This is a genomic window from Streptomyces sp. NPDC088387 (genome assembly GCF_044753385.1).
GTDB lineage: Bacteria > Actinomycetota > Actinomycetes > Streptomycetales > Streptomycetaceae > Streptomyces.
In genome coordinates this window covers 71,692-84,494 of sequence record NZ_JBIVNC010000017.1, presented here as the reverse complement: position 1 = coordinate 84,494, position 12,803 = coordinate 71,692, and the positions used below count along the sequence as shown (strand labels likewise).

General features: G+C 66.3%; 13 protein-coding genes and 1 pseudogene. 7 read left to right on the top strand and 7 right to left on the bottom strand.

Annotated features, from left to right (window positions below):
- The first annotated feature begins 1 nt into the window (after window position 1).
- Together ACIQAC_RS34405 and ACIQAC_RS34400 are read left to right on the top strand one after the other, a co-directional pair.
- Window positions 2-970 (top strand): hydroxyacid dehydrogenase, encoded by a 969-nt coding sequence (locus ACIQAC_RS34405; RefSeq protein WP_402198412.1) that lies wholly within the window; start codon window positions 2-4, stop codon window positions 968-970.
- Between the two features lie 429 nt (window positions 971-1,399).
- Entirely contained in the window at window positions 1,400-2,161 is a 762-nt protein-coding gene (locus ACIQAC_RS34400; RefSeq protein ID WP_402198194.1) for an alpha/beta fold hydrolase, read from the top strand.
- A gap of 70 nt (window positions 2,162-2,231) precedes the next feature.
- Here ACIQAC_RS34400 and ACIQAC_RS34395 read toward each other — a convergent pair whose 3' ends face one another.
- The 6 genes and pseudogenes from ACIQAC_RS34395 to ACIQAC_RS34370 form a co-directional block, all read right to left on the bottom strand.
- A complete protein-coding gene (locus ACIQAC_RS34395; protein WP_402198409.1) occupies window positions 2,232-3,539 on the bottom strand; it encodes a glycoside hydrolase family 71/99-like protein in 1,308 nt (435 codons plus the stop codon).
- A gap of 628 nt (window positions 3,540-4,167) precedes the next feature.
- Window positions 4,168-5,145 carry a hypothetical protein gene (locus ACIQAC_RS34390; protein WP_402198192.1) on the bottom strand — a complete coding sequence of 326 codons (978 nt, stop codon included), beginning with the start codon at window positions 5,143-5,145 and terminating at the stop codon, window positions 4,168-4,170.
- Window positions 5,146-5,418: 273 nt separating this feature from the next.
- Entirely contained in the window at window positions 5,419-6,255 is an 837-nt protein-coding gene (locus ACIQAC_RS34385; RefSeq protein ID WP_402198189.1) for an oxidoreductase, read from the bottom strand.
- A 124-nt stretch (window positions 6,256-6,379) separates the two neighbouring features.
- Window positions 6,380-7,135, bottom strand: a complete 756-nt coding sequence (locus tag ACIQAC_RS34380) for a DUF998 domain-containing protein (protein WP_402198186.1) — start codon at window positions 7,133-7,135, stop codon at window positions 6,380-6,382.
- 233 nt (window positions 7,136-7,368) lie between these two features.
- The gene (locus ACIQAC_RS34375) at window positions 7,369-7,587 is read right to left on the bottom strand and encodes a hypothetical protein (protein ID WP_402198185.1); all 219 of its coding nucleotides are present in this window, start codon (window positions 7,585-7,587) and stop codon (window positions 7,369-7,371) included.
- A 308-nt stretch (window positions 7,588-7,895) separates the two neighbouring features.
- Window positions 7,896-8,594, bottom strand: a pseudogene (locus tag ACIQAC_RS34370) (SDR family NAD(P)-dependent oxidoreductase); the annotation flags it as partial.
- A gap of 459 nt (window positions 8,595-9,053) precedes the next feature.
- On the opposite strand from ACIQAC_RS34370, the gene ACIQAC_RS34365 reads away from it, so the two are divergent.
- The 3 genes from ACIQAC_RS34365 to ACIQAC_RS34355 all read left to right on the top strand — a co-directional run bounded on the left by ACIQAC_RS34365 (window position 9,054) and on the right by ACIQAC_RS34355 (window position 10,205).
- Window positions 9,054-9,317: a hypothetical protein gene (locus tag ACIQAC_RS34365; protein ID WP_402198183.1), complete on the top strand. Its 264-nt coding sequence runs from the start codon at window positions 9,054-9,056 to the stop codon at window positions 9,315-9,317.
- Between the two features lie 300 nt (window positions 9,318-9,617).
- The gene (locus ACIQAC_RS34360; protein WP_402198182.1) at window positions 9,618-9,752 is read left to right on the top strand and encodes a hypothetical protein; all 135 of its coding nucleotides are present in this window, start codon (window positions 9,618-9,620) and stop codon (window positions 9,750-9,752) included.
- Window positions 9,753-9,803: 51 nt separating this feature from the next.
- Window positions 9,804-10,205 (top strand): transposase, encoded by a 402-nt coding sequence (locus ACIQAC_RS34355; protein ID WP_402198179.1) that lies wholly within the window; start codon window positions 9,804-9,806, stop codon window positions 10,203-10,205.
- Window positions 10,206-10,222: 17 nt separating this feature from the next.
- On the opposite strand, the gene ACIQAC_RS34350 is transcribed toward ACIQAC_RS34355, so the two are convergent.
- A complete protein-coding gene (locus ACIQAC_RS34350; RefSeq protein ID WP_402198406.1) occupies window positions 10,223-11,164 on the bottom strand; it encodes an AraC family transcriptional regulator in 942 nt (313 codons plus the stop codon).
- A 571-nt stretch (window positions 11,165-11,735) separates the two neighbouring features.
- Here ACIQAC_RS34350 and ACIQAC_RS34345 point away from each other — a divergent pair.
- Window positions 11,736-12,266, top strand: a complete 531-nt coding sequence (locus ACIQAC_RS34345; protein ID WP_402198405.1) for a carotenoid oxygenase family protein — start codon at window positions 11,736-11,738, stop codon at window positions 12,264-12,266.
- 113 nt (window positions 12,267-12,379) lie between these two features.
- Window positions 12,380-12,769, top strand: a complete 390-nt coding sequence (locus tag ACIQAC_RS34340; protein WP_402198177.1) for a nuclear transport factor 2 family protein — start codon at window positions 12,380-12,382, stop codon at window positions 12,767-12,769.
- Window positions 12,770-12,803: the final 34 nt, after the last annotated feature.

The window sequence follows — 12,803 nt, the reverse complement described above, 5'->3', positions numbered from 1 at the left end:
GATGGACCCGACTGTCGCCTTCCGGGTCCTGCCTCAGGAACTGCGGGACCGGCTGTCAGCGTCGGTTCGGCTCGCCGCCGACCCTGTCCTCCTCGACCCCGAGACCGACTTCCCGGCGGCGCTGGCCGACGCTGACATCCTGATCAGCGGCTGGGGATGCCCTGCCCTCACCGCGGACGTGCTGGCCACGGCCCCCCGGCTGCGGGCCGTGATGCACGCCGCCGGCACGGTCAGGTCCCTGGTCAGCGACGCCGTCTGGGAGCGTGGCATCGCCGTCTCCTCGGCCGCCGACGCCAACGCGGGACCCGTCGTCTCCTACACCGTCGCCTTGGTCGCGCTCGCTGCCCGGCGGACCCTGGCCATGGCGGCGGGTTACCGGGACGGTTGGCCCGCGTTCGAGGCGCGGACCGGCGCCGACGGTCGCACCATCGGCATCGTCGGCGCCTCCCGCATCGGCCGACGCGTCATCACTGACCTCGTTGCGGCTGACGCCGAGTACCGTGTCCTCGTCAGCGACCCGTATATCACCGATGATGAGGCCCGCCTGTTGGGTGCGGAACGGGTCGAACTCACCGACCTGTGCCGTCGTTCCGCCGTGGTGAGTGTCCACGCGCCTCTGCTGCCCGAGACGAAGGGCCTGTTCGACGCCGCGATGCTCGCCCTCATCCCGGACGGTGGTGCACTCATCAACACCGCGCGCGGCCCCATCGTGGACACGGCCGCCCTCACTGCGGAGTGCGCGAGCGGACGCCTTGAGGCCTACCTCGACGTCACCGACCCCGAACCGCTGCCCGCGGGCCATCCCCTACGAGACCTGCCCAACGCCCTCGTCACCCCGCACATCGCAGGCTCTCAGGGCGACGAGGTGGCCCGCCTCGGCCGGTACGCCGTCGAGGAGGTCGAACGCTGGTTGTCCGGGCAGCCGTTGCGCGGCGAAGTCACCCGCCGAGAACTGCCGCGCCTCGCCTGAACCGGCCCCGCACAGCACCCCGCCCAGTCGAACCACTGCAGTGGACTGCACCTCGCGCAGGACTGCGCCCATGGGGAGCGTCCACCTTCCCGGCACCGCGCGCCCCAACGGCCGGCTCCGCGGCGGTCCGGAATGGGCAGCTCGTACGACTCTGGCTCGTGGGTTCCGCCTCGCCGGAGCGAGTGGCTACGACCTGCCCGGCCTGGTCTCCGGCAACACCGGCGATCCGGTCTGCGCACGCCCGGCTCGCCGTCTGGCGCGCCGAGCCGTTCATGCGCTGTCGCTGCCACATCGTCACGTGCGAAAGGCGTCCATTCGACAACTTGAGAGGAATCCGGGCCGCAAGGGAAAGGACACGCAGACGTACGAGGTTTTGAGCACACCCACAGAATTGCTCAGAAAGAGGATGACTGGACTACCCTCCGGCGGGTGACTCTCTCTTACGACATCAGCGGGGACGGCCCCACTGTCGTGCTGCTCCACTCGTCCGTGTGCGACCGCCGCATGTGGGACCCGCAGCTTGCCCCACTGCACAAGGCGGGCTACCGCGTGGTGCGGTGCGACTTCCGAGGATTCGGCGAAACCCCGGTGGCGTACGGCCCGTTCAGCGACGCCGAGGACGTCTGCGCCCTCCTGGACCACCTGCGCCTGGACCGGTTCGCCCTGATCGGCTCCTCTCACGGAGGAGAGGTCGCCATAGAGGTGGCGGCGCTCCGACCGGCCGCGGTGACCTCGCTCGCCCTGCTGTGCGCCGCGATGCCTGGGCACATGCCGGGCTCGGCGCTCAGCGCCTACACCCGGCGCAAGAAGACACTACTGGCCGCGGGTGACATCCCTGGCGCGGTGGAACTGAGCCTTACGACCTGGCTGGGGCCGCTCGCCGACGACGGTGTCCGCAGCCAAGTCCGTGACATGCAGCGACATGCGTACGAGGTCCAGCGAGCCGCCGAGTACACCTCTACGGCCGCGGGCGTGGACCTGGCATGGATCACCGCGCCCTGCCTGGTCGTGTCGGGGGCTCACGACATGGCGGACTTCCGGGAGATCGCCGGCCGCCTACCTGGCCAGGTCGAACGCGCGCGCCACCTCGAACTCCCCTGGGCAGGACACTTTCCCAGTCTTGAGCGGCCCGATGAGGTGTCCGAGGTGCTCATCGGCTTCCTGAACGAGACGCGGCCCGCCCGGTCCTGAAACAGCAACGGCCGCGGGTGGCTCGGACCGTGTCCGGAGCCACCCGCGGGCTGCATTGTGATGCAGCCGCTCAGCGCGTGTAGGGGATCGGGATGGTGCTGCGGATCCTTGCCTTACCGCTGATCATTTTCGTGGCCGCGCCCGCGAGCCGCAGGTAGAAGTCCGACGACACATGTATGCCGTCGGCGTCCAGCGTCAGGAAGTACTGGTCCGTGGGGATCTGTGAGACGTCCGTTGCCGCGGGTGCGATCGCCGTGGCCTCGTCGTACTCGTCGAACATGGCGATAAAGGCAGTCGTGGTACCGCAGTTGGCGACCGCGACCGCTTGGTCCCACATGAACTGGCCGGTGCGGCGCGGGATCTCGTTCTTCGGTGAACCAACCTTCCAGTTGGACCATGCGAAGCCCGGATAGATAACTGGCTGGTACTCCTGACCGTTCGCCCTGAGGGCCGCCTGGTCGTCGATGAACAGCTGCTGGTCGACGGTCGGGTTGCCGACGTTCCACGGCGACACCATGTCCAGCGCCGCGTACACAGGTCCGTAGCCGGGTTTGGCGTTTGAGTCGGTGCGCCAGCCGCGCGGCACCCCGCCGATGACGTAGCAGCCCTGTTCCTTGAACCAGTTGATCAGCTCTACGGAACTGTCCACGGTGCCAGGCCGGTTGGTGAAGCCGAGACCCCACAAATGGATCACCAGCTTGCCGTTCTCCCGCGCGTAATACGGCGAGGAGGTCAGGTCCAGGGTGCCCGTGATGGTGCTCGTCCAGTCGTTCTGGACGGTGGCTACCATGTTGGTGTCGTTGAGACCGCTGAGGTCGTACTCGATGTAGAAGCCGCGGCCGTGGTTCTCGGCGGCGTCCCTGGCTTTGGACTGGATGTCGTTGCGTTGCTGCAGTCGCGGCTGACCGATGTTGACGATGTCGCTGCCGAAGCGTTGGAGCGCCGCACCGTCGATGCCGTACTTCTTCATCCACTTGAAGTGCCGGTCGATCACTGCGGTCGAGTACGAGCTGAACAGCTTGGCGGCCTCGCCGTTGCCGAGATTCGCGTACCCGGTCTGGTACAGCCCGGCGTCAGGATAGACTGAAATGTCCGGGTACAGTTCGAACGTCTGGTTGCCCGCCCTCGGGATGCCACTGGCCCAGTGGGTCCAGGCGTTGATAGGGGAGTTGTCACCAGCGGCGGCGAACCAGCCCTGGTAGCCCGCGTATACCTTGCCCTTGACCCGCGGCGCCTTTCTGTGACGCTTTGGCGACGGCCTCTCTGCTGTTTCGGCGGAAGCGGGAGATGTGGTACCGATGCCGGCCAGGGCGCTCGCGGTTCCTACACCCAGCGCGCTTGCGCCACGCAGGAAATTCCGGCGGCTATGATTTCCCATACTCACACGTGCTCCTAGATCTTAGAGAGTGTGTCTAAACGAGAAGCTGAAATAACGGAAGGAAACCAACAGTGCTGCGCAGTGGCTTCCTGGGGATGCGGGTGACGAAGGGGCCGTGGGCGCGGAGCCAGGCAGCGCCCATCACGTCGTAGTCGTCTGCATGGAGTGAATTCCGTCGACGAGACATTCGTGTTCAGGGTGTTGCACATTCCCCCGGCAGATGGACGAGGTGGCCCTTCTGCGGGTGTGCCGCCTGGTGGGGCGAATATCACAGGGACCCTGGCGAATGAGACGGAAAGCTGCAGGCGGTGCTTGGCTGGGTTTGAGAATGTCGGAGAGTGTGCCGGGGTAGGGGAGGTCGGTGAGTGTCAGACGTAGCAAATTCGGTGGATTGCTCTCTGTCAACACTCCTGACTGCCTCCCGTGTGAACATTTTCGGGAAGGAAACTTTCTGCCTTTCCAATGAGGTGCACACGAGAGCTGTCTGAACTGACCTCGCCCAGCTGGCCGGCGTGTTCCATTGGTAAGAAAACCGGTGGGCCCCCGCGACCGAATGTGGAGAGTAACTACTTTTACAGGGGCGGCAGGTGCTGCCGGATGAAGGACATGGGCCTGTGCTGCCGGGCCGTCAGCGGGCGGTGATGGTCAGCCAGTCGACGAAACGCCGCCACAACTGCCCTCGTGTGTCGGCAAAGTTGTGCATGTGCGCCATGTCGGGTACCACGACGACAGTGACTTCGGGCGCGCGCGGGTAGGCGGCGGGCTCGCCGCGGGGGTGGGCTGAGACGTCGTACTCGCCGAACGCGAGGAAGACCGGGACGTCGATCAGGTCGGCGAACGGCGCGGTGAGACCCGGGACCATGGCGTCGGCCGCGATGGTCCGGGAGATGAGTGTGTGGCACGCGTCCTCGTCGTAGGCCCACAGGTCATCGGGGACGTCGGGGACGTGGAACACGTCGCGGAGGTTCTCACGCGGGGCGCCGTGGTACATCGGCAGCGCGGAGAGATCAGCCGGGGCCGTGGCGGGGGCCAGGGCGGGCGTATCGCGGAGGCCCGCGATTTCCTTGTGCTGGGGGATGTTGGTGATGACCCGCGGGGAAGCGCCGAAAATCCCGAGAGCCGGGTAGTCACCGTATTTACCCTGTTGGATGATGCTGATGAGGCCGCCGAGCGACTGACCGATGCCGATGAACGTGGCGTCCAGCAGCGGCGGCAGCGACTCGGTGAGTTCGCCTCGCTCCGCAAGCGCTCGCACCTGCTCGTAGACCATGTGGGAAGCGTCCGCCGCGACCTCCAGGGTCATGAAGTCGCCGTCGTCGGGCCGTGTGGAGTCGCCGCCGCCGAGGTAGTCGCACGCGACGAAGACGATGCCGCAGGCGGCCAGCGAGGCCGCCTGGCTGTAGCCTTCGCGTCCGGGTGGCTGGAGGTCCCAGTAACGCCGGTGGTAGGTACCGCCTGTGATGGCCAGGACGACCACGGGCCGCTCGGGCAGTGCGTCGGGGTCCGCCACCACGGTGGCGTTGACGTGTATTGGCTCGGCCGTGGGGCGTTCGGGCGGCATCGCCGCCGTCACGTCGATGGCGATGGCGTGGCGGGTAATGCTCAAGGACGGTTCTCCTTCTGTCGGGCGCCTTCGAAACTCTCCGCCTGCCACAGGGGGAGGGTCAGTCACCGGCGCCGTGTCGACGAAGGGGGGTCAGGAACCGAACGTGGACGTTGGAGCTGGGTGGACCCACGCGTGTCGGAACGAGCGGGACTGTACTTCGGGTGCCTTGCAGCGCACCGCGAAGGGTCCGGCGGGTGTGGTGACCGGACGGCGCGAGGCGGACACCGGCCCCCAGGGGGGTCGGTTCGCAGGGTCGCGAGCGGGCGCTTGGGGTCAGGAGGGATCGTGGTTCGTGGAGAACGCGACTTCCTTCCAGCGGTTCTGCTCGGCCGCCACGGAACTGAGCTTCTCCGAGACACGGGTGTAGCAGTCCGGCCCGAGCTGCAGTCGCAGTGGGGCGTCCGCCTTACCCGCGATCCGTACAATGGCTGCCGCCGCCTTCGCGGGGTCGCCGGGCTGGTCGTGGTTGACGGCTTCGGCTGTCCGGCGCGTGACACCGGCCGAGTCCGCGTAGTCGTCGATGATGCGGGTCTCGGTGTGCAGGCTCGTTCCGTCGAGGAAGTCAGTGCGGAAGTAACCGGGCTCCACGATGGTTGTGGAGATGCCGAGAGGACCCGCCTCACGCGCCAGGGCCTCACTGAAGCCCTCGACGGCGAACTTGGTGGAGTTGTAGATCCCCCAGCCCGCGCCGCCGACGAACCCCCCGACCGACGACATGTTGATGACGTGCCCAGAGCGCTGAGCGCGCAAAATGGGCAGCACGGCTCGCAGCACGTTCAGAGCGCCGAAGACGTTGGTGTCGAAGACCGCGCGGGTGGCCTCGTCAGAGACCTCCTCGACCGCGCCGAGGATTCCGCGCCCGGCGTTGTTGACCACCACGTCGATACGCCCGAAGTGTGTGACGGTTTCCTCTACCACGGCGTTGGCCCGGGCACCGTCGGTGACGTCCAGTGAGGCAGCCCACAAAGACGCACCAGCATCCGGGAAGCGCGCCTCGATTGCGGCGGCGTCGCGCGCTGTCGCGGCGACCTGGTGTCCCGCGGCCAGAGCGGCAGCGACGATCTCCGCGCCGAGACCGCGAGAGGCTCCAGTGACCAACCAAACGCTCACGGAATTCCTTTCTGTTCAGGGTGTTCTAGAGGGTTGACCCAAGACGGGTCAACCCTGGCCAGCCTCGGCCGGGTTCATCCCGGCGTCGCGCGGCCGGCCCTGCGCGGGCCTTGAGGGTCGGGGGCTACTTACCCGCGCGGTGCGCGTGCCGAGCTTCGGGGCTGACGGGCACACCGGTGGCGTCGCCCGTGTGCGAGCCGGACCGCAGGGGTCCACTGGCGCGCGCGATCGCGAGCAGGCCGATGCCGACCATCCACAGGTTGAAGGGGTAGCCCGCCAAGCGTTCCAGACCGCCTACGCCAAGCCCGGGAATCGGGCTGTGCCCGGCGCGCTGGGACATCGTGAAGAGGGTGCCGCCGACGAGGCCGACCACGCTGGTCAGGATGCCGAGCCAATGCACCACGGGGTGACTGTGGCGCACCGCGAGGCTCAGCAGCAGGACTGCGACGCTGCCGATGACGAGGTTGGTGGCGCCAATTGTGTGCAACGAGAGGTTCCTGTTTTCTGGGGCGAGGCCAACCATGATCTTCAGGAGACCGGCGAGCAGCAGCAGGAATTCCCCTGCCCGTGCCAGCTTGGTGCGCGGCCACAGGTGCCACAGCAGCAGTGCGCCGATGATGAGGAGAACACCGGACAGCATGAACGACGCGTTCATTACGCCGTGCTTAGGAGAGCAGACCCGGGAGACATGCCCGGCAAGGGAGAAGTCGCCGCAGGCGGTGTTTCCCAGGTCGCTGATGTAGTTGCGATTCCAGTTGTACGAGGGGTCCTTCCAGGCAGCCGAAGTCACGACCTGCGCTACGAAATACTGGAGGGTCGTGGCAATGAATGCGAATCCTCCCCAGATCCAGGCACGGTTTCTGCGGCCAACTGCATTCATGACATTCCCTTCCACTCTTCCGCTCAGCCCCAACTTACGTCTGGCACAGAGCTCCGACCACTTAGGAATGCAGGAGATCAGGTAACGATCCCGCCCACGGGTCACGGTTGCGTTAAGCCGTGTGAGTGAAGGGCATGCCGGCGTGGGCGGGGGTGCCTGGGAAGGCCGCCCCCGACCGTGGAAATCGTCGGGGGCGGCCCGCCAGTGGTGCCGAGGCTTGTGGGACCCAACGCTTACTCCCAGCCGACGACGTTGAAGTCCTTGTCCACGAAGACGTGGTGTGGCCAGTTCATACTGATGTTGTGCACCTCGTACTCGCCGTCATCCAGCCTGACGACGCAGTCGGCGATACCGCCGGGCACGACGGCCTGCGCGGCCTGGACCGCCTTGTCGGCTGTGGAGCCGCTGACGATGGTGCCCTCGCCTTCGGTGTAGTCAGGGATCTCGCCCACCGTTTTCGTGGGACACGGAGATCCCTGCCGGAACGCGATCACGCCGGCCGCCTCGCAGGTGCCCTCGGCCAGGGCCGACGTGTGAAGCTTGGCGGTGGCGCGCCCGTCGCCCCGTGCCCGCTGCCGGGCTTCAAACACCGCACCTTGGCGACATTGCTGTCCATCGCCAGGGCATGGCCGTCGACGGCAGATGCTGTCCCTGATCGACCCCGGTCCACTTCCATCCAGCGCCCGTGAAATCTCACGGTACTCAACGAGGATTGTGGGGTGTCGCGCCGGTCAGGGTGTGGTGGGCGCCTGCGCGACTGTTACTGCGTTTCGTCACCTCGGGGTTCGATGCGGAAGTCGAAGGCGAGAGTGCCAGGGTCGAGTGCTGTCGCCCCACCGTTGACTGTCAGGACCGCGCCATTGACGTACGAGGCGGCCAGTGAAAGTAAGCAGCTGACCGCCTCCGCGACTTCACGCGGTTGGCTTGGGCGCCCAGGGGCAGGGGTCGGATGGCTTCCTCGTAGCCGGCTCCGCGCCTTCGTGCAGTCCCGCCTCCGCGGCAAAGCGCACCATCCGCCTGTCAGCCATCTCGCCGCGGACCCAGCTTGGGCACACGATGTTGGCACGCAGCCCCTGTCGTCCATAGTCGACGGCCAGAGAGCGGCACAGTTGCAGCAAGGCGGCTTTGGAGGCCGCGTACGCGACATTGCTCGCGCCGTTGCGCAGGACGGCCGCCGAAGCGATGGCGACAACCAATCCACGGGTCCGGAGCAGGTGAGGGATCGCCGCCCGCAAGAGCAGCAGAGGACCGGTGACGTTCGTACGCAATACCCCCTCCCAGTCCTCCAGCGACAGGTCCCCGACAGCGCCCTGCGGCCGATGCCCGCATTGAGTACCAGACCATCGAGCCGGCCGAAGGACACCAACGCGGCGTTAATGGCAGCGTCGGGGTCACCAACGTCGGACGGACGGGCGATTGCTCTGGTCTCTCCCGCGAGGCACCGCAAGGGATCGGGCCGCGCCCGCGCCGGCCAACTGCTGGGCAAGCGTGCGCCCCCAGGCCGCGGGCGCCTTCGATGGCGAAGCGCCGTTCGGCCGACTGCTCGCGCCAGCGCAGCAGCTGGCGGAAGGTGCCGGAGTTGACGAAGAACCGGCGTTGAGCCAGCTGGTGGCCCGCGGCGTCGACGGCGACGGCGGTGTGGGACGACTTGTTGGGGGATCGACACCGATCAAGATCACGGGCTGGCCTCGCACTCGCTGAGACAGGGAAGGAAGTGCGGTGGGCACCCTGACTTGAAGTCCGTGCGTCACCTTCACGCCTCTGTCGAGCCACACCGCGCGGGTGTTGGTCGGTGGCGGCACGCTATGAGTGAGCCACCCCGAGGGCGGCAAGGAGCACTGCGGGCCCGTGCCAGCCGACCACCTGGACGTTACGGCTGCAGACCGAGCGTCTGGGTTCGATTCAGCAAGTCAGGAGCTTGACCGAGGCGGTCTCATCACAGTCATGTCCTTCCGCCGAGCCGGTGCGCGCGAGCCCACACCGCGTACGGAAGGACCAACTCGGCCGCCACGCCACAGCCCATCGAAGTAATTGGCGGGTCGACACCCACACCGAAGTTCACCACCAGGCCGCCGTCATCGACACCATCGGCCGGCACCTGGCCATCGAGGGATTCTGCACCACGTCTGACGGCCATCGGCGCCTGCTGGCGTGGCTGCGCTCGCACGGCCAGCAGCTCTGACGGTGGCCATGGAGGGCACTGGATCCTACGGCGCCGAACTGGCCCGGCACTTGCGTGCAGGCCAGATCACCGTGGTCGAATTGGACCGGCCCGATCGTCGAGCTCGCCGCGCCGCAGGCAAATCCGACCCTGTCGACGCCTACGCCACCGCAGTGCTCTCCGGCCGCGCCAATGGCACGCCGTAGGACTGCGACGGCACGGTCGAGGCAATCCGCCCACTCCGCGTGGTACGTGCCAGCGCCATCAAGGCCCGCACCCAGACCATCAAACCCGCTCAAATCACTGATCATCACCGCGCCCGTGGCGACGCGCGAAGTACTGCGCTCGCTGACCAGCACCGAGTTGATACGGCGCCTGGCCGCCAGTCGACCTGGCTCCGATCTGACCACCCCTGCCACCGCCGTCAAACTCGCGCTCAAACGCCTGGCCAAGTGATACCAGCACCTGAGCGAGGAGATCGCAGACGCGGACGCCGAGCTGCGCTCCTTGATCACCCACACCGCACCCGGCCTGCTCGCGCTACCTGGCGTCAGGACCGAAACCGCCGGGCAGTTGCTGGTCACCGCCGGAGACACCCCTGACAGGCTCGTCTCGGAGGCCTCCTTCGCCCACCTGCGCGCAGCCGCACCCGTGCCAGCCTCCTCAGGCCGCACGGACCGCCAACGACTCAACCGCGGCGGCGACCGCCAGGCCAACCGCGTGCTGCCCACCATCGTCCTGGTCCGCATGCGCCACGACCCACGCACCCGAAACTACGTCGCACGACTCCACCCTCGAAGGGCTCAAGACGAAGGACATCTTCAGATGGCGCAAGCACTTCGTCGCGAGAGGTCTACCACCACCTCACCAGCGCACCATCAACATATCCAGCCACTTGACGATCTATAGGAGCTTCAGAGTCAAGCTCAGTTCACGTGGCGCGGTGCGCGCAGTGTCCGTGCGGGTAGTTCGCCGTAGGCGTCGCGGTATGCAGCGGCGAACCTGCTGAGGTGGGAAAAGCCCCAGCGGCGCGCGATCGTTGTGACGGTGGCGCTGGCCGGGTCGTCGGCCAGTAGGTCCTCGCGGGCACGCCGGAGCCTGACCTCGCGCAGGTAAGCCATCGGAGATACGCCCAGATGCTGCTGAAAGCCTCTCTGGAGCGCGCGGGCGCCGACGTGGCATTGCGCCGCGAGAGAAGCGGTCGTCCACGGCAGGTGCGGGCTGGCTTCTACCAGGTCGGTGGCAGCACGCACGGCAACTGGCCGGGCGGCCTCGGAGTGGCCCGCCACTGCCTCTTGGAAGGCGCTGCTCGTCGCGAGGAGGAAGGCGTTGATCACGCTTTCAGCGAAGGGCTGCGCCACCAAGGGATTGCACAGGGCGCTGGAGGCGTCACCCAGTTGGTCGCTGAACAGCATGAGCATTTGAGCCAGGCTGCGGCCTGGGCCAGTCCGCACATCCAGGCCCGATTCGACGTCAGGGAGCGGGACCTTCCGGCCAACCGCGGTGGCCAGCGTCTGACTGACTGCCCCGCTGTCGAGTTTCACGGCGAGGATACGGGAATTCGCGGGCCAATGCGTGAAAACCGTCTTGCCTTCGGGGTTGAAGACCGTCGCCAGACCGGGCGCCGCGGTGTTGTCCACCCCGCGGTGCTGGGACCGCAGGACCCCGTGAACGGGGATGTTCACGTGGTAACCAGTGGCTAGTTCACGGAAGTCCAGGCGCATGTCCGCGTCATATCTCACGTCGCCCACGGTCACGGGACCGGCCTGGCTGATGCGGTAGCTCACGCTGAACGGGCGGGAGCGGTCAAGCTGGTCCATGTCGTGACGGTAGAACACCTCCGAGCAACCCTCCACCACCTCTGCCATCGAGGTGCTGCGCGACCATACGGCGCTTGATGTCATCACCCCTCCTAGATTACTTGCCGTAACGAGTCGTCGTGCCGGGCCTTCGCTGCGCGGATACAGCTGGTCGCTGAGCGGATAGAACGGTGTCGTCCGCGCGGGTTAATGTCAAAGAAGTCGCGGATGACGAGAGAAATGCCTGCATCAAGGGAAATGCATGACCGACGAAACGAGTTCTTCCGCTGTACCTGCGGCGCAGCTTTACCCCGGTCCCCGAAGAGCACAGCGCGGCTGGCCTCACCGTGCACGGCTGCCTGCCCCCGACCTGGATGGCCGCTATTTGCGTAACGGCCCCCAACCCGCTGCCCGGCCAAGATGAGGGGCACTGGTTCACCGGTCCCGGCATGCTCCACGGCATCCGGCTGCGCAACGGCAGTGCCGAGTGATACGGCAACCGCTGGGCGCACAAGGAAACTGGAGGGGTATCCGTTCATCCGCGAGGACTCCACCATCGACCTGACCGCGACGCCCGCCAATACCCATATCATCCGGCATGCCGACACCGTGCTCCCCTGTGTGAGGTCCGCCTTTCCTACTGGGGCACCGACATCTCTTCGGGATAAGTTTCGCCCCGCCCTACCTCCCTTGCCACCGGGTCACTCCGAAGGGGCTACTGGTGGACAGCCGGCCGGTCGAGGCGCCGGGCCCGACGATGATGCATGATTTCGCCATCACCGAACACCACATTGTGCGGATGGACCTGCCCGTCGTCTTCGATCCCCTGGCCAGGCGCGGTGGCATGTCCTACCGGTGGGACAACGGGTACGGCGCACGGCTCGGGACCATGTCCCGAACGCCCGGCAGTACGGACGTGAGGTGGTACGACATCGATCCTCGCTACCTCTTCCACGTGGCAACGCCTATGAAGACACGCAGGCGCATCGTACTGGATGCCGCGTTTTACGACCACGACGGCTTTCAGCGCACCTGGTCGGACATTGGCGGACCCAGGACCCAGTGGCTTTGTCGGCGTGAGAGAACCGGGCCGCTCCCAGGCTCCTTCCGTCCTGCACCGCTGGACCATCGACCCGGCCACCGGCCGCGTCGCCGGATCCGGGCTGGATGACCGTGTAACAGATCGCCGCAACGCTCACTCACAAAAATACCGCGGATGCTGCGGCGGCCAAGGAGCCTTTCGCTGACATCCAGGTGTCGCGAGCACATGACAATGGAGGAAGTATGAAAGACGGAGTCCAGGCTGCAGTAGAGAATTATGTCAAGGGTGTGTCGGAAAATGATCCAGAGATAGTGGCTTCGGCATTCCGTGAGGACGCCTATCTGTGGGGCTTCCTGGGTGACACCGAGGTGGTTGCAATGCCGGTGAGTGAGTTTCTGAAAGTAGTATCCAAAGCTCCGGACCCATCACAGTGGATTGCTGATTATACCCATCGAATCCGCTCTATCGAGGTATCCGGTGATACGGCGATAGCAGTCCTGGAAGAATCGGGGTATCTGGGCGCCGACTTCACCAACTACTTCACCCTGGTCAATCAGGGCGGACAGTGGAAGATTGCCAGCAAGACTTTCAATCTGACCGGGGGAACGCTACCTGTTCCCCCAGAGGGATGACGTCACCTCATCGTTGCGCTGTCTTTCTCGGCCT